Here is a 16,390-nt window from a genome sequence, read left to right on the forward strand (position 1 = left end):
GGTTATTGAGGATGTCTCAGTCGAAGTTTGCGCTGCCGCGCAATGGTTTTACCTTCAAACAGTTCTTTGTCGCCCACGATCGTTGCGCGATGAAGGTGGGCACTGATGGCATTTTGCTTGGCGCCTGGGCGCCGATTGCCGGGGTGAAGCATGTGCTGGATATTGGCGCGGGCAGCGGCCTGCTGGCGCTAATGCTCGCCCAGCGTACCGGTCACGATGTGCAAGTCGATGCGGTCGAACTGGACGAGGAGGCAGCCGCTCAGGCGCGGGAAAATGCCCTCGCGTCACCGTGGTCTTCGCGCATAGAAGTCTGCCAGGCCGATATCCATCAGTGGCAGCCGTCGCAAACCCGACGCTATGAACTGATAATCAGTAACCCGCCTTTTTTTGCCGAAGGCGTGCCATGCGCTACCTCGCAGCGGGAGCAGGCGCGGTATACCACGACGCTCGATCACGCCTCCCTGCTGACCTGTGCCGCAGAGCATATCACCGAAGAAGGTTTTTTTTGCGTGGTGCTGCCGGTGGATATCGGTAATGCGTTTATCGAGCGGGCAACGGCGATGGGGTGGCATTTGCGACTGCGCACTGACGTGGCGGAGACCGAACTGCGGCCGCCGCACCGGGTGCTGCTGGCGTTCTCCCCGACGGCAGGAGAGTGTTTCAGCGACAGACTGGCGATCCGCGGGCCAGAGCAGCAGTACTCTGAAGGGTTTACTGCTCTGACCGGGGATTTTTATCTCTTTATGTGAGCCAGGGGCGACAGTATCGACGGGCCGCTGTTCGGCAGCGGCTGCGGATAGTCGAGGGTATAGTGCAGCCCGCGGCTCTCCTTACGTAACATCGCGCAGCGTACGATAAGCTCCGCCACCTGCACCAGATTGCGCAGCTCCAGCAGATTATTCGAGACGCGGAAGCGGGCGTAATACTCATCCAGCTCCTGCTGGAGCATGGTAATGCGCCGCAGGGCGCGCTCCAGTCTGCGCGTTGTGCGCACAATGCCGACATAATCCCACATCAGCAGGCGCAGCTCGTGCCAGTTATGCTGGATAACCACCAGTTCATCCGGGATCTCCACCTGACTTTCATCCCACGCCGGCAGGGTGGTGACCTTCTGAGCCAGCGGCAGGCGCCGGGCGATATCCTCCGCGGCGGACCAACCGTAGACCAGACACTCCAGCAGCGAGTTCGAGGCCATGCGATTGGCGCCGTGCAGCCCGGTATAGCTGACTTCGCCGATGGCGTATAAGCCATCGACGTCAGTACGGCCATTATCATCCACCATCACGCCGCCGCAGGTGTAATGCGCGGCGGGGACGACCGGCACCGGATCTTTGGTTAAATCAATTCCCAGACCGAGCAGCTTTTCGTAAATCATCGGGAAGTGCTGGCGAACAAACGCCTCGGGTTTATGGCTGATATCAAGGAACATACAATCAACGCCCAGGCGCTTCATTTCATGGTCGATGGCGCGGGCGACGATATCGCGCGGGGCCAGCTCGCCGCGCTCGTCAAAGTCCGGCATAAAGCGGGTGCCGTCCGGGCGTTTAAGGTGGGCGCCTTCGCCGCGCAGCGCTTCAGTAAGCAGGAAATTGCGCGCCTGTGGATGATACAGCGCGGTGGGGTGGAACTGGTTGAATTCGAGATTCGCTACCCGGCAGCCCGCCCGCCAGGCCATCGCAATGCCGTCTCCGGAAGAGACGTCAGGGTTAGTGGTATATTGATAAACCTTGGCGGCCCCGCCGGTCGCAAGCACCACCGCCTTCGCGCTGCAGGTTTCTACCCGCTCTTTATTGCGGTTCCAGATCCAGGCCCCGACCACCCGGCGCGTGCCCGGCAGGCCAATCTTGTCCGAGACGATCAAATCAACGGCATTGCTGCGCTCAATGATGCGGATATTCGGATGAGCAAGGGCTTTATCGACCAGCGTTGTCTCTACCGCTTTGCCGGTAGCGTCGGCGGCGTGAAGAATGCGTCGATGGCTGTGCCCCCCTTCGCGAGTGAGATGGTAGCTCTCTTCGCCATTGGCCTGGACCTGGGTGTCAAACAGCACGCCCTGATCGATAAGCCATTGTACGCACGGTCTGGCGTTGCTGGCGACGAAGGTGACCGCATGGCGATCGCAGAGTCCCGCGCCGGCGATCAGCGTATCTTCAACATGGGATTCGATACTGTCCGTCTCATCGAAGACGGCGGCAATCCCGCCCTGCGCATAGAACGTCGAACCTTCGCTGATCGGCCCTTTACTCAGCACCGTCACCGAACTGTGCTCCGCCAGGCGCAGCGCGAGGGAGAGACCGGCAGCGCCGCTGCCGATAATCAACACATCACAAGAGAAGTCAGGAGTGGTATTCATCGTCTTTGTTTAATTTACTAAACACATTTAGCTCACAATAGCACCAGCGCGTGAGGAATCGTACATATTTTTTTGCTTGGTGTTGTGACGGCTAAACAGAAGGGGCCGGGAAAAGGGGCGTTGTGCGGTAAAAAAGAGAAGTGGAGCAGGTTGTTAGCATTGGATTTTATAGTGAAATAAACACTGTGTTACGATACCCTTCAGTCGGGCCTGCGCTTTTTCTTATTGACTAACCTGTTGTTTAGCAACCTGGGCATATAATGATTGATAACGATCTGCCGCCGTTGCCAGACAAAAAACAAAAGCGTAACGGAACTTTATTGTTTTCATGCACTCCAACAGTCAGCTTGCTCATAATGCAGATTTTGGGTGGTGTTTTGAAGACGCATGGGAATTGGGTTTGGGGAGACATTACCTCGGATGAGCGAGCAGTTAACGGATCAGGTCCTTGTTGAACGGGTCCAGAAAGGAGATCAGAAAGCGTTTAATTTGCTGGTGGTGCGCTATCAGCATAAGGTCGCGAGTCTGGTTTCCCGCTATGTACCGCCGGGCGATATCGCTGACGTTGTTCAGGAATCGTTCGTTAAGGCATGGCGTGCGCTGGACTCTTTCCGGGGAGATAGCGCTTTTTACACCTGGTTATACCGTATCGCCGTCAACACGGCGAAGAATTATCTGGTTGCTCAGGGACGCCGTCCGCCGTCCAGCGATGTTGACGCCAACGAGGCGGAAAACTTCGAAAGCGGCGGGGCGTTGAAAGAAATTTCGAACCCTGAGAACTTAATGTTGTCAGAAGAACTGAGACAAATAGTTTTTCGTACCATTGAATCGCTCCCGGAAGATTTACGCATGGCAATTACGTTACGGGAGCTGGATGGCCTGAGCTATGAAGAGATAGCCGCTATCATGGATTGTCCGGTTGGGACGGTGCGTTCGCGTATCTTCCGGGCGCGAGAAGCTATTGATAATAAAGTTCAACCGCTTATCAGGCGTTGACGATAGCGGAATACTGGAAAAGGGTATCAGGCATGCAGAAAGAACAACTTTCGGCTTTAATGGATGGTGAAACGCTGGATAAAGAACTGCTCAACGAGCTGAGCCGTTCCTCTGAGATGCAAAAAACCTGGGAGAGCTATCACCTCATTCGCGATACGCTGCGTGGCGATACCGCAGAGGTGCTGCAATTCGATATCTCCGCCCGGGTGATGGCCGCCATTGAAAATGAGCCCGTTCGTCAGACGGCGCCGCTTATTCCTGAATCTCAGCCCGCACCCCACCAGTGGCGGCAGATGCCGTTCTGGAACAAAGTGCGTCCATGGGCCAGCTCACTCACCCAAATGGGCGTTGCCGCCTGCGTATCGCTTGCGGTTATCGTCGGCGTCCAGCACTATAATGGGCAATCTGATGCGACTCAGCAGCCAGAGGCGCCAGTGTTCAATACCCTGCCGATGATGGGTAAAGCGAGCCCGGTAAGCCTTGGCGTGCCGGCTGACGCATCAGCGGGTAGCGGCCAGCAGGCGCAAGTCCAGGAACAGCGCCGCCGGATTAACGCCATGTTGCAGGACTATGAACTGCAGCGCCGCCTGCACGCTGAGCAGCTGCAGTTTGGCCAGGCCCAGACTCAGCAGGCAGCAGTCCAGGTGCCGGGTTATCAAACTTTAGGAACGCAATCGCAGTAATGAAGCAACTTTGGTGTGCCATGTCGCTCATGGCAGGCAGCCTGTTGTTCTCTGTCAACGCCTCGGCTGATACATCGTCCGGGGCGTTGTTGCAGCAGATGAACCTGGCCAGCCAGTCCCTCAATTATGAGCTGTCTTTCGTCAGCATCAATAAACAAGGCGTTGAGTCGCTGCGCTATCGTCATGCGCGACTGAACAATCAACCGCTGGCGCAACTGCTGCAGCTGGACGGCCCGCGCCGGGAAGTGGTCCTGCGCGGCACGGAAATCAGCTATTTTGAACCCGGTCTCGATCCTTTCACCCTCAACGGCGACTACATCGTCGATTCGCTGCCATCGTTGGTTTATAGCGATTTCAAACGCCTCTCCGCTGCGTATGATTTTATCTCCGTTGGCCGTACTCGTATCGCTGATCGCCTCTGCGACGTGATCCGCGTCGTAGCTCGCGACGGTACGCGCTATAGCTTTATCGCCTGGCTGGACGCCGAGACCAAACTGCCTCTGCGCGTCGATTTGCTCGACCGCGACGGTGAAACGCTGGAGCAGTTCCGGGTTGTCTCCTTCAACGTTGGCGATAACGTCAGCGCCAGCATGGAGACGCTGGCAAAAGCGAATCTACCGCCGCAGCTGTCCGTCCCTGAAGGGGGCGACAAAGCCAACTTCAACTGGGCGCCAACATGGCTTCCCCAGGGGATGGCTGAAGTTTCCAGCAGTCAGCGCCGTCTGCCCACTTTTGACGGTCCAGTCGAATCACGTCTCTATTCCGACGGCTTGTTCAGCTTCTCGATCAATATCAACCGCGCCACGGCGGCCAGCAGCGACCAGCTGTTGCGCACCGGCCGACGTACCGTCAGCACGACGGTACGCGATAACGCGGAGATCACCGTGGTGGGCGAACTGCCGCCGCAGACGGCGAAGCGTATCTCTGACAGTATTAAATTCAAGGCAGTACAATGATTAAAGAGTGGGCCACCGTGGTTTCCTGGCATAACGGCGTGGCGCAGGTGCACTGCGACGTTAAAGCCTCCTGCAGCAGCTGCGCTTCCCGTGCCGGCTGCGGTAGCCGGGTGTTAAACAAGCTGGGGCCGCAGACCAGCCATACCATTAGCGTGCCCTGCGAGCAGCCATTGGCCGCGGGGCAAAAAGTGGAGCTGGGGATCGCTGAAAGTAGCCTGCTGGGCTCAGCGCTGCTCGTCTATATGGCGCCGCTGGTGGGGCTGTTTGTGATGGCGTCCATTTTCCAGGTGCTGTTTGCCAGCGATATCGCGTCACTTTGCGGCGCGCTGCTGGGCGGCGTCGGCGGCTTCCTGGTGGCGCGCGGTCTGTCGCCGCAGCTGGCTGCTCGCCAGTCATGGCAGCCGGTGATTTTAAGCGTCGGTTTGCCGCCGGATCTGCTGCGTGTTGATACGCCCTCCTCTGAAATGGGGCAGTGATTTCACTGCCCCTCATCTTTATTTACTCTTCCTGTAACAACGCCACAATTTCTGCCGTTATGCTGGATCTAACAGCATTTCCTGGTTTCACGGATGTAGTGTAGAATGCGGCGTTTTCGGATTAAAAAACGTCAGGCACAGTACAGCGGCCTCATGATACTCGTAAGGCATAATTAACTCTAAATATGAAGAATATACGTAACTTTTCGATCATCGCTCACATCGACCACGGTAAGTCGACGCTGTCTGACCGTATCATCCAGATTTGCGGTGGCCTTTCTGATCGCGAAATGGCGGCCCAGGTTCTGGACTCCATGGACCTTGAACGTGAGCGCGGGATTACCATCAAGGCGCAGAGCGTCACCCTGGACTATAAAGCCAGCGATGGTGAAACTTATCAGCTCAACTTTATCGACACCCCGGGCCACGTTGACTTCTCCTATGAAGTATCGCGCTCCCTGGCGGCGTGCGAAGGCGCGCTGCTGGTGGTTGACGCCGGGCAGGGCGTAGAAGCCCAGACCCTGGCGAACTGCTATACCGCCATGGAAATGGACCTCGAAGTCGTTCCGGTGCTCAACAAGATCGACCTGCCTGCGGCCGATCCGGAGCGCGTAGCGGACGAGATTGAAGATATCGTCGGTATCGATGCTCACGACGCGGTTCGCTGCTCGGCGAAAACCGGCGTTGGCGTGCCGGACGTGCTGGAACGTCTGGTGCGCGATATTCCGCCGCCGGAAGGCGATCCGGACGCGCCGCTGCAGGCGCTGATCATCGACTCCTGGTTCGATAACTACTTAGGCGTCGTGTCGCTGGTGCGTATTAAAAACGGCACCATGCGCAAGGGCGATAAAATTAAAGTGATGAGCACCGGCCAGGTCTATAACGCCGACCGTCTGGGCATCTTCACCCCGAAACAGGTCGACCGTACCGAGCTGAAATGCGGCGAGGTAGGCTGGCTGGTCTGCGCGATCAAAGACATCCTCGGCGCGCCGGTGGGCGATACCCTGACCGCGGCGCGTAATCCAGCGGATAAAGCGCTGCCGGGCTTCAAAAAAGTGAAGCCGCAGGTCTATGCCGGTCTGTTCCCGGTGAGCTCTGATGACTATGAAAACTTCCGTGATGCGCTGGGTAAACTGAGTCTGAACGATGCTTCCTTGTTCTATGAGCCGGAAAGCTCAACGGCGCTGGGCTTCGGCTTCCGCTGCGGCTTCCTCGGCCTGTTGCACATGGAAATCATTCAGGAGCGTCTGGAGCGTGAGTACGATCTTGACCTGATTACCACGGCGCCGACGGTAGTCTATGAAGTGGAAACGACCTCCAAAGAAGTTATCTACGTCGATAGCCCGTCCAAGCTGCCGCCGCTGAATAATATTCAGGAGCTGCGTGAGCCTATCGCCGAGTGTCACATGCTGTTGCCGCAGGAGTTCCTCGGCAACGTGATCACCCTGTGTATCGAGAAGCGTGGTGTGCAGACCAACATGGTTTACCACGGTAAACAGGTGGCGCTGACCTACGAAATCCCGATGGCGGAAGTGGTTCTCGACTTCTTCGACCGTCTGAAGTCTACCTCCCGTGGCTATGCGTCGCTGGATTATAACTTCAAACGCTTCCAGGCCTCGAACATGGTGCGCGTTGACGTGCTGATCAACGGCGAGCGTGTCGATGCGCTGGCGCTGATCACCCACAACGACAACGCCCCTTATCGTGGTCGCGAACTGGTCGAGAAGATGAAAGAGCTGATCCCGCGTCAGCAGTTCGATATCGCCATTCAGGCGGCTATCGGCAACCACATCATCGCGCGCTCTACTGTGAAACAGCTGCGTAAAAACGTCCTGGCGAAATGCTACGGCGGCGACGTCAGCCGTAAGAAAAAGCTGCTGCAGAAGCAGAAAGAAGGTAAGAAGCGTATGAAGCAGGTCGGTAACGTTGAACTGCCGCAGGAAGCGTTCCTCGCCATTCTGCACGTTGGTAAAGACGGCAAATAATTAAGGAGTTGGCATGGCGAACATGTTTGCCCTGATTTTGGTCATTGCGACCCTTGTGACAGGGCTGTTGTGGTGTCTGGATAAGTTCATCTTCGCACCAAAACGTCGTGAGCGTCAGGCCGCTGCTCAGGCAGCGACCGGCGAGCAACTGGATAAGAAAACGCTGAAGAAAGTGGGCCCGAAACCGGGCTGGCTGGAAACTGGCGCCTCGGTCTTCCCGGTGCTGGCGATTGTGCTGATTGTGCGTTCGTTTATCTATGAACCTTTCCAGATCCCGTCAGGTTCGATGATGCCGACCCTGCTGATTGGCGATTTCATCCTGGTGGAGAAATTCGCTTACGGCATTAAAGATCCGATCTACCAGAAAACGCTGATCGAAACGGGTCATCCAAAGCGCGGCGACATCGTGGTGTTTAAATATCCGGAAGATCCGCGTCTCGACTACATTAAGCGCGCGGTGGGATTACCGGGCGATAAAGTCACCTACGATCCGGTTGCCAAGCAGGTCACTATTCAGCCGGGCTGCAGCTCCGGACAGGCCTGCGGCAACGCGCTGCCGGTGACCTATTCCAATGTTGAGCCGAGCGATTTCGTTCAGACCTTCTCCCGCAGCAACGGCGGCGAAGCGTCCAGCGGTTTCTGGCAGTTGCCGAAGGGCGAAACCAAAGCTGACGGCATTCGTCTGATCGAGCGTCAGGAGACGCTGGGCGACGTCACGCACCGTATTCTGATGGTGCCGATTGCCCAGGATCAGGTTGGGATGTACTACCATCAGTCCGGCCTGCCGCTGGCCACCTGGATTGTACCGCCCGGTCAGTATTTTATGATGGGTGACAACCGGGATAACAGCGCCGACAGCCGCTACTGGGGCTTTGTGCCGGAAGCGAACCTGGTCGGAAAAGCGACCGCTATCTGGATGAGTTTTGAAAAACAGGAAGGTGAATGGCCGACCGGCGTGCGGTTATCGCGCATTGGTGGAATTCATTAATTTCCCCTGTTGAATTCACGTCGCTGCGATAACCGCAGCGACGTGAATTATTTAATATTTAAATCCATTCAAACTAACGACATCACGTGTCGTTGCGTATAGAATATCCCCCCGAAGTTTTTGGTTGTCGCTCTGCCGGGTGACACTGCACACGAAAGCGTATTGGACTGTTTCAACTTGCTGTATGAAGCGTATGCTCAGGTCGGTTTCGTGTGCTGCATCTTTGACGCATTCATTTATTGGTAACGCATGAACCCCATCGTAATTAATCGGCTTCAACGAAAGCTGGGCTACACTTTTCATCATCAGGAGCTGTTGCAACAGGCATTAACTCACCGCAGTGCCAGCAGCAAACATAATGAGCGCCTGGAGTTTTTAGGTGACTCCATTTTAAGTTTTGTGATCGCGAATGCGCTCTATCATCGTTTTCCTCGCGTAGACGAAGGCGATATGAGCCGCATGCGCGCGACGCTGGTGCGTGGCAACACGCTGGCGGAGATCGCTCGCGAGTTTGAACTGGGTGAGTGTCTGCGCCTCGGGCCGGGCGAACTGAAAAGCGGCGGTTTCCGTCGCGAATCCATTCTCGCGGACACCGTTGAAGCGTTAATTGGCGGGGTTTTCCTCGACAGCGATATTCAGAACGTTGAACGCTTAATCCTCTCCTGGTACCAGACCCGTCTGGACGAAATCAGTCCGGGCGATAAGCAAAAGGATCCGAAGACGCGTCTGCAGGAGTATCTGCAGGGACGTCATCTGCCGCTGCCGTCCTACCTGGTGGTCCAGGTACGTGGCGAAGCGCACGATCAGGAATTTACTATCCACTGCCAGGTCAGTGGCCTGAGTGAACCGGTGGTTGGCACAGGTTCCAGCCGTCGCAAGGCGGAGCAGGCTGCCGCCGAACAGGCGCTGAAAAAACTGGAGCTGGAATGAGCGAAGAAAAAAGTTATTGCGGATTTGTCGCCATCGTTGGTCGTCCAAACGTTGGCAAATCCACGCTGTTGAATAAGCTGCTTGGGCAGAAGATTTCGATCACTTCCCGAAAAGCGCAAACGACGCGTCACCGCATCGTCGGTATCCATACCGAAGGGCCGTATCAGGCGATTTACGTCGATACCCCGGGCCTGCATATGGAAGAGAAGCGTGCTATTAACCGCTTAATGAACAAAGCGGCCAGCAGCTCAATTGGCGATGTTGAACTGGTCATTTTCGTGGTGGAAGGCACTCGCTGGACGCAAGACGACGAGATGGTGCTCAACAAGCTGCGTGACGCGAAAGCGCCAGTGATCCTCGCGGTCAATAAGGTGGATAACGTGCAGGACAAAGCGGAGCTATTGCCGCACCTGCAGTTCCTCGCCAGCCAGATGAACTTCCTCGACATTGTGCCGATCTCTGCGGAAACCGGCACCAACGTCGATACTATCGCGGCGATCGTGCGTAAGCATCTGCCGGAAGCGATCCATCACTTCCCGGAAGATTATATTACCGATCGTTCCCAGCGCTTTATGGCCTCCGAGATCATCCGTGAAAAACTGATGCGTTTTCTCGGTGCTGAGCTGCCGTACTCCGTCACTGTGGAAATCGAACGTTTCGTAACCAATGAGCGCGGCGGCTACGATATCAACGGCCTGATCCTCGTCGAGCGCGAAGGGCAGAAGAAGATGGTGATTGGCAATAAAGGCGCCAAAATTAAAACCATCGGTATCGAAGCGCGTAAGGACATGCAGGACATGTTTGAAGCGCCGGTACACCTCGAGCTGTGGGTCAAAGTGAAATCCGGCTGGGCCGATGACGAGCGCGCCCTGCGCAGTCTCGGTTACGTTGACGACCTCTGAGTTAACGCAACGTGGATGGATGGCAGCGCGCCTTTGTCCTGCATAGCCGACCGTGGAGCGAAACCAGCCTGATGCTGGACGTCTTCACGGAAGAATCGGGTCGTGTGCGCCTGGTGGCCAAAGGCGCACGCTCCAAACGCTCTAATCTCAAAGGCGCTTTACAGCCCTTTACCCCATTACTGGTTCGCTTCGGCGGCCGCGGCGAAGTCAAAACCCTGCGCAGCGCGGAAGCCGTCTCGCTGGCGCTGCCGCTCAGTGGTATCACGCTCTACAGCGGTCTCTATGTGAACGAGCTTATCTCCCGCGTGCTGGAGCACGAAACACGCTTCTCCGAACTCTTTTTTGACTATCTGCACTGCATTCAGGCGCTTGCCGGAACCAGCGGCTCGCCGGAGCCCGCGTTGCGGCGTTTTGAGCTGGCGCTGCTCGGGCACCTGGGCTATGGCGTGGATTTTCTTCACTGCGCGGGCAGCGGTGAGCCGGTGGATGACACCATGACCTATCGCTATCGCGAAGAAAAGGGCTTTATTGCCAGCCTGGTGATTGATAACAACACGTTTACCGGGCACCATTTGAAAGCGTTGGCGAGTCGCGAATTTCCAGATGTTGATACGCTGCGCGCCGCGAAGCGCTTTACCCGTATCGCCCTGAAGCCCTATCTTGGCGGCAAACCGCTTAAGAGTCGGGAATTGTTTCGCCAGTTTATGCCCTCGCGGAAGCCGCGGGCGGATAATACGAATAATGATTAACGAGGATTGTCATGGCTGAATTACTGTTAGGGGTCAATATTGACCATATCGCGACCTTGCGTAACGCGCGCGGCACTGCCTATCCGGATCCGGTTCAGGCAGCTTTCATTGCCGAGCAGGCCGGCGCCGACGGCATCACCGTACATCTGCGTGAAGACCGCCGCCATATTACCGATCGCGATGTGCGTATCCTGCGCGAGACGCTGCACACCCGGATGAATCTTGAAATGGCGGTCACCGAAGAGATGCTGACGATCGCCTGCGAAACCAAACCGCACTTCTGCTGCCTGGTGCCGGAGAAACGTCAGGAAGTCACCACCGAAGGCGGACTGGACGTGGCCGGGCAGCGCGACAAGATGCGCGATGCCTGCCAACGTCTGGCGGATGCCGGTATCCTGGTCTCTCTGTTTATCGATGCGGATAACGAGCAGATCAAAGCGGCGGCAGACGTTGGCGCGCCCTATATCGAAATTCACACCGGCTGCTATGCTGATGCCAAAACCGATGCTGAGCAGGCGAAGGAGCTGGAACGTATTGCCAAAGCGGCCACCTATGCCGCCAGCCTTGGCCTGAAGGTGAATGCCGGCCACGGTCTGACCTATCACAACGTGAAAGCGATTGCTGCGCTGCCGGAAATGCATGAGCTGAATATCGGCCATGCGATTATCGGTCGCGCAGTGATGAGTGGCCTGAAAGAGGCGGTCGCGGAAATGAAGCGTCTGATGCTGGAAGCGCGCGGCTAATGGCCATTCTCGGGCTGGGTACCGACATCGTCGAGATCGCCCGCATCGAAGCGGTGATCGCCCGCAGCGGCGATCGCCTTGCCCGCCGGGTGCTGAGCGACCATGAATGGAGCATCTGGGAGCAGCATCAGCAGCCGGTGCGTTTCCTGGCGAAACGCTTTGCGGTCAAGGAAGCGGCGGCGAAAGCGCTGGGAACCGGGATCCGTAACGGACTAGCGTTTAATCAGTTCGAGGTATACAACGACGAGCTGGGCAAGCCGAAGCTGCGACTATGGGGCGAAGCAAAGCTTTTGGCGGAACGAATGGGGGTAAGGGCTATTCATGTCACCCTCGCCGATGAACGCCACTACGCCTGCGCCACGGTGATTGTCGAAAGCTAGCCAGGATGGCGGTTAAATTTTATCCGCGTGGTGCATTAGCACGAATTTATCCCACAGCTGTTCTTCACTCTCGACGTGTGCCGGATCTTTCAGGATCGTATTCGGGATCGGGCACACTTTCTGGCAGGTTGGCGTGTCGTAATGACCCACGCACTCGGTGCAGCGGTCGCTGTTAATTTCATAAATGCTATCACCCATCGAAATGGCCTCATTCGGGCACTCCGGTTCGCACATATCGCAGTTGATGCATTTTTTGGTAATTAACAGCGCCATCAGGAAAGTCTCAGAAACAACACAAACAGGGCGGGCATTATACGCCCATTTTCTGCTCAGACCAGCTTTTTCACCAGCGCTTCGCTATGGCGAATGCGCTCCGGCGCCCGCTCCAGATCCTGCTGCACCAGCCCCATAAACAGCAGGTCGGTGAGCATCATTTGCGCGCTGGTGGAGGAGATGGCCGCGCTGCGCGTCGCCTGCTCTTCGGCAATGGTATACAGGCAGTGGGTTGCCTGCTGCTGCAGGGCGTTAGGGCTAAAGCCGGTGATCGCCAGGATCTTGCAGCCCACGCGCAGCGCTTCACCTGCCGCCATATTGATCTCCCGGCGCTCACCGGAGTAAGAGATCGCCAGCAGCAGATCGTCGCTGGACATGGCCTGCACTGTCGCCAGCAGGGCGTGCATATCCTGCTCAGAAACCGCGTTGATGCCGATCTTCATCAGCTTCCAGCTAAAGTTACGCGCCACCAGACCGGACGCGCCGATGCCGGTGACGATCACCCGCCGGGCGTTGCGCAGCAGCGTGACGGCTTCCCGCAGCGTCTCTTCAGTATTGACGTCCAGCGAGGCATGCATGGCGGCGACATTGTCTTTAATGAGTTTCTCGCCGACCAGACGCAGCGGGTCGTCACCGCGAATGTGGTTATGTACCGGAACCGAGTGCGGATCCGGGCTGCTGGCCAGCGCTTCACTCAGCGCCAGCTTCAGCGCCGGAAAGCCTTTGAACCCCAGTTTCTGGGCAAATTTAACCACGCTGGACTGACTCACACCGGCTTCCGCCGCCAGCTGCTGCGAGCTGAGGTGCCGGGTCTCATCGGGCTGGCTCAGAATATAATCGGCCAACTTTTTGTCGCTCGCCGCCAGGGTGGGATAGCGCTGACGAATACGCGTTAAACAGTTCATTGGAGCTCCGCTGGAGCCGTCCGGCTCGTGACTGACAGAATTTTTATTCTATTATAAGGGGTATACCACGAATTAAAAATTCTTGAGCCACAATTTTTCCTTCGCCTGCTAATTTAATTGTTCCTTAACGGCAGGGGATGTTTTCCCTCTTCGCGGCGTAAGGCTGTTAAGCTTAACCTAACGAGAAGCGAGTCCTGACATAAGGAGGCAGTTTGCAGCACAATGAACGGAAAGTGGTGTTTTTCGATCTGGACGGAACCTTGCATCAGCAGGATATGTTCGGCAGTTTCCTGCGCTACCTGCTGCGTAATCTGCCGCTAAACCTGCTGCTGGTGGTGGCGATGGGGCCGGCGATCCTTGCCGGGCTGGCGGTGTGTGGGCGGGCGGCGCGCTGGCCAATGAGCCTCCTGCTGTGGGCGTCAACCTTTGGCCGTCGCGAGGCGGTACTGAAGCGGCTGGAAGCGGAGTTTGTCGGCTGGTTTCGCCATCATGTGACGGCGTTTCCGGTGGTTCATGCGCGGCTCACGGCCTACCTGACCAGTACCGATGCCGACGTCTGGTTGATCACCGGCTCGCCGCAGTCGCTGGTGGAGCAGGTCTATCGCGATACTCTCTGGCTGCCGCGGGTGAATCTGATAGCCAGCCGCACCGCGCGCCGCTGGGGCGGCTGGGTATTGACCCTGCGCTGCCTGGGGCATGAAAAAGTGGTGCAGCTGGAGAAAAAGATCGGCGCGCCGCTGCGGCTGTACAGCGGCTATAGCGACAGCGAGCAGGACAACCCGTTGCTCGGCTTTTGCCAGCATCGCTGGCGGGTAACGCCTCAGGGAGAGCTCCAGCAGCTGGAGTAATAGTGTGTAATTGATAGCGCCCATGTATAATGCGCCCCGCTTTTTCTGCTGGAGTGGCCGCTGTGTCTGACCTCGAACTCAATGATGAATACTGGATGCGTCATGCCCTGACGCTGGCAAAGCGCGCCTGGGAAGAGGGCGAGGTGCCGGTGGGCGCGGTGCTGGTGTATAACAACCAGGTCATCGGCGAGGGCTGGAACCGGCCGATCGGCCGTCACGACCCCACCGCTCACGCGGAAATTATGGCTTTACGCCAGGGCGGACTGGTGCTGCAAAACTATCGCCTGATCGACGCCACGCTGTACGTGACCCTGGAGCCTTGCGTCATGTGTGCTGGCGCCATGGTGCACAGCCGTATCGCCCGCCTGGTCTTTGGCGCCAGGGATGCCAAGACCGGCGCCGCTGGCTCGCTAATAGATGTCCTGCACCATCCGGGAATGAATCATCGGGTTGAAATAAGCGAAGGCGTGCTGGCGGAGTCCTGCTCTACCATGCTGAGCGACTTCTTTCGCTGGCGGCGGGAAGAGAAAAAAGCGCTGAAGAAAGCCCGGGAGCAGACCGGAGAAGGTTAATACAGGTGGCCGGGGAGTTTTAACCGGGCATTATCCATCTGCTTATCGGCGCGAAACTTGAAAAAGGGCAGGGTGGTCTCCTGCGGCTGTTCGAGTTCATTCGGGAGCACGGCCGGGTAATCCTCCGCCAGGGCCAGCGTTTGCTGTTGCTGGCGCTCCTTCTCTGACAAATAGCCGACAAGGCTTATCTGATATTTGCGGATGTTTTCCACATAGGCGTAGGCCTCATGGCCGCGCGCGTAGCCGTATTTAAGTTTGCTGTAATAGGGCTTCTGGCTCAACAGGGGTAAACGCAGCTTAACGTCTGCCCAGCTGTTGGGATTGCCTTTTTGTTTGCGGGTGAGCGCCATGGCGTCCAGCATATGGGCATAGCCCATATTGTAAGCAGCCAGCGCAAACCAGATGCGTTCGTCTTTCGGAATCGAATCCGGCACTTTATCCATCATATCCTGCAGATAGCGCATGCCGCCGTCGATACTCTGCGCCGCATCGGTCCGGTCAGTCAGTCCCAGACTTTGCGCGGTGTTGCGCGTCAGCATCATCATGCCGCGCACGCCGGTGGGGGAAGTGGCCTGCGGATCCCAGTGGGATTCCTGCCAGGCGATCGCGGCCAGCAGGCGCCAGTCAATCTCGCGGGCGTACTTTTCAAATAGTGGCTGCACGTCCGGGAGAATATTTTCCACTGCACGGAGGAAGGTGCGGGTGTCGACATAATCGAAGTCGTTGCCGTGGCCGAGGTATTTCTCCTCCAGGCGCGCCAGCGTCCCGTCTTCATTAATGTTATTGAAGAAATCAAGCATTGCGGCCGACAGCGAATTATCTTCGCCCCGGGCGCTAAACCAGGTGACCGGCTGTTCGTCGGTGATATCCAGGGCCACCGCCAGCTCCGGATGGACGCGCTGAAACAGGCTGACGGCCACCGAATCGGCGACGGTGTAATCGAGTTTGCCGTCAATCACCGCCTGCATCAGCGCCGTGGTACCGCGCTTCTCGTCCACGCGCCAGGTAAGATCCGAATATTTCTCCGCTTTTAAGGCCTGCAGGTCGTTGATCGCCACGTGGCCCGGAGCGATAGTGAGTTGCTCGGCGGTTAGCGACGCGAGAGTGCGCGGCCGGATATTACCGACACGATAGACCAGCTGTTGGGAAACAGAATAGTAGGTGGGGCCAGCCTGGTAGTTTTTCACCCGCTCCTGGTTATAAACCAGACCGGCAGCCAGCATATCGGCCTGACCGTCGTCGAGGTCGTCAAACAGCTGGCTGATATTCTGCCGGACGGTTATCTTAAGCGTCACGCCCAGATAGTCAGCAAACTGCTTCGCCAGTTCGTAATCCAGACCGAACGTTTTATCGTTCATGGTGGCGAAGGTCATCGGCGAGTTGATGGTGCTGATGCGCAGCTCGCCGCGAGCGATAATACCCGCCACCCGGTTCTCGGGTTTACTGGACCAGGGGATTGACGGCCACAGGGCCGCCGCCAGCAAAAGGGTGACAATGCCGATCAGCAGATAATTAATCTTTAATTTTTTCAGAGCGTTAATCTTCTGCAGCTTCAGGTTCCTCAGCAGGCGATGTCCGGAAAAAACGCAAGGTTGTCGTCGAATGTGCGGCATTCTGCTTAAGAATGCGCCAGTTGGCAACTTATTCGCGA

At 56.9% G+C, this 16,390-nt stretch carries 19 protein-coding genes; 15 read left to right on the forward strand and 4 right to left on the reverse strand.

What is annotated here, in order from left to right; genetic code table 11:
- Nucleotides 1-11: 11 nt before the first annotated feature.
- Complete coding sequence (gene trmN, locus R0140_RS06010) at nucleotides 12-749, forward strand: tRNA(1)(Val) (adenine(37)-N(6))-methyltransferase TrmN (protein ID WP_023323112.1); 738 nt, start codon at nucleotides 12-14, stop codon at nucleotides 747-749.
- Here trmN and nadB read toward each other — a convergent pair.
- Nucleotides 734-2,353, reverse strand: a complete 1,620-nt coding sequence (nadB, locus tag R0140_RS06015) for an L-aspartate oxidase (protein ID WP_008803761.1) — start codon at nucleotides 2,351-2,353, stop codon at nucleotides 734-736. The genes trmN and nadB overlap by 16 nt on opposite strands.
- A gap of 328 nt (nucleotides 2,354-2,681) precedes the next feature.
- Here nadB and rseD point away from each other — a divergent pair, with 328 nt between their 5' ends.
- The 12 genes from rseD to acpS all read left to right on the forward strand — a co-directional run bounded on the left by rseD (nucleotide 2,682) and on the right by acpS (nucleotide 12,141).
- Nucleotides 2,682-2,777 (forward strand): rpoE leader peptide RseD, encoded by a 96-nt coding sequence (rseD, locus tag R0140_RS27785; protein WP_121980491.1) that lies wholly within the window; start codon nucleotides 2,682-2,684, stop codon nucleotides 2,775-2,777.
- Nucleotides 2,774-3,349, forward strand: a complete 576-nt coding sequence (gene rpoE, locus R0140_RS06020; RefSeq protein WP_002914074.1) for an RNA polymerase sigma factor RpoE — start codon at nucleotides 2,774-2,776, stop codon at nucleotides 3,347-3,349. Before rseD ends, rpoE begins: the two co-directional genes overlap by 4 nt.
- Before the next feature lie 32 nt (nucleotides 3,350-3,381).
- A complete protein-coding gene (gene rseA, locus R0140_RS06025) occupies nucleotides 3,382-4,032 on the forward strand; it encodes an anti-sigma-E factor RseA (RefSeq protein ID WP_008803762.1) in 651 nt (216 codons plus the stop codon).
- Entirely contained in the window at nucleotides 4,032-4,988 is a 957-nt protein-coding gene (gene rseB / locus R0140_RS06030) for a sigma-E factor regulatory protein RseB (protein ID WP_012540854.1), read from the forward strand. Before rseA ends, rseB begins: the two co-directional genes overlap by 1 nt.
- Entirely contained in the window at nucleotides 4,985-5,464 is a 480-nt protein-coding gene (gene rseC, locus R0140_RS06035) for a SoxR-reducing system protein RseC (protein WP_008803764.1), read from the forward strand. Before rseB ends, rseC begins: the two co-directional genes overlap by 4 nt.
- Nucleotides 5,465-5,649: 185 nt before the next feature.
- Nucleotides 5,650-7,449, forward strand: a complete 1,800-nt coding sequence (gene lepA, locus R0140_RS06040; RefSeq protein WP_008803765.1) for a translation elongation factor 4 — start codon at nucleotides 5,650-5,652, stop codon at nucleotides 7,447-7,449.
- A gap of 13 nt (nucleotides 7,450-7,462) precedes the next feature.
- Nucleotides 7,463-8,437: a signal peptidase I gene (lepB, locus tag R0140_RS06045; RefSeq protein ID WP_117127243.1), complete on the forward strand. Its 975-nt coding sequence runs from the start codon at nucleotides 7,463-7,465 to the stop codon at nucleotides 8,435-8,437.
- Between the two features lie 249 nt (nucleotides 8,438-8,686).
- The gene (gene rnc, locus R0140_RS06050; protein WP_002914065.1) at nucleotides 8,687-9,367 is read left to right on the forward strand and encodes a ribonuclease III; all 681 of its coding nucleotides are present in this window, start codon (nucleotides 8,687-8,689) and stop codon (nucleotides 9,365-9,367) included.
- The gene (gene era / locus R0140_RS06055; RefSeq protein ID WP_008803768.1) at nucleotides 9,364-10,269 is read left to right on the forward strand and encodes a GTPase Era; all 906 of its coding nucleotides are present in this window, start codon (nucleotides 9,364-9,366) and stop codon (nucleotides 10,267-10,269) included. Before rnc ends, era begins: the two co-directional genes overlap by 4 nt.
- 11 nt (nucleotides 10,270-10,280) lie before the next feature.
- Nucleotides 10,281-11,018: a DNA repair protein RecO gene (gene recO, locus R0140_RS06060; RefSeq protein WP_080923923.1), complete on the forward strand. Its 738-nt coding sequence runs from the start codon at nucleotides 10,281-10,283 to the stop codon at nucleotides 11,016-11,018.
- Between the two features lie 11 nt (nucleotides 11,019-11,029).
- Nucleotides 11,030-11,761 (forward strand): pyridoxine 5'-phosphate synthase, encoded by a 732-nt coding sequence (gene pdxJ / locus R0140_RS06065; protein ID WP_016161646.1) that lies wholly within the window; start codon nucleotides 11,030-11,032, stop codon nucleotides 11,759-11,761.
- Entirely contained in the window at nucleotides 11,761-12,141 is a 381-nt protein-coding gene (gene acpS, locus R0140_RS06070; RefSeq protein ID WP_008803771.1) for a holo-ACP synthase, read from the forward strand. Before pdxJ ends, acpS begins: the two co-directional genes overlap by 1 nt.
- Nucleotides 12,142-12,153: 12 nt before the next feature.
- Here acpS and R0140_RS06075 read toward each other — a convergent pair whose 3' ends face one another.
- The gene (locus tag R0140_RS06075; protein ID WP_004144350.1) at nucleotides 12,154-12,414 is read right to left on the reverse strand and encodes a YfhL family 4Fe-4S dicluster ferredoxin; all 261 of its coding nucleotides are present in this window, start codon (nucleotides 12,412-12,414) and stop codon (nucleotides 12,154-12,156) included.
- A gap of 56 nt (nucleotides 12,415-12,470) precedes the next feature.
- Complete coding sequence (locus tag R0140_RS06080; protein ID WP_004144349.1) at nucleotides 12,471-13,319, reverse strand: MurR/RpiR family transcriptional regulator; 849 nt, start codon at nucleotides 13,317-13,319, stop codon at nucleotides 12,471-12,473.
- Between the two features lie 236 nt (nucleotides 13,320-13,555).
- On the opposite strand from R0140_RS06080, the gene yfhb reads away from it, so the two are divergent.
- Nucleotides 13,556-14,167: a phosphatidylglycerophosphatase C gene (yfhb, locus tag R0140_RS06085; RefSeq protein ID WP_212734955.1), complete on the forward strand. Its 612-nt coding sequence runs from the start codon at nucleotides 13,556-13,558 to the stop codon at nucleotides 14,165-14,167.
- A 62-nt stretch (nucleotides 14,168-14,229) separates the two neighbouring features.
- On the forward strand, nucleotides 14,230-14,739 hold the full coding sequence (tadA, locus tag R0140_RS06090; protein WP_032700879.1) for a tRNA adenosine(34) deaminase TadA: 510 nt from the start codon (nucleotides 14,230-14,232) through the stop codon (nucleotides 14,737-14,739).
- Here tadA and mltF read toward each other — a convergent pair.
- Complete coding sequence (mltF, locus tag R0140_RS06095; RefSeq protein WP_317703956.1) at nucleotides 14,736-16,352, reverse strand: membrane-bound lytic murein transglycosylase MltF; 1,617 nt, start codon at nucleotides 16,350-16,352, stop codon at nucleotides 14,736-14,738. The two genes, tadA and mltF, sit on opposite strands and share 4 nt — an antisense overlap.
- Between the last annotated feature and the right edge of the window lie 38 nt (nucleotides 16,353-16,390).

Origin of the sequence: Klebsiella sp. w6 (assembly GCF_033100215.1) — a bacterium.
In the GTDB taxonomy this organism is placed as follows: domain Bacteria; phylum Pseudomonadota; class Gammaproteobacteria; order Enterobacterales; family Enterobacteriaceae; genus Klebsiella; species Klebsiella variicola.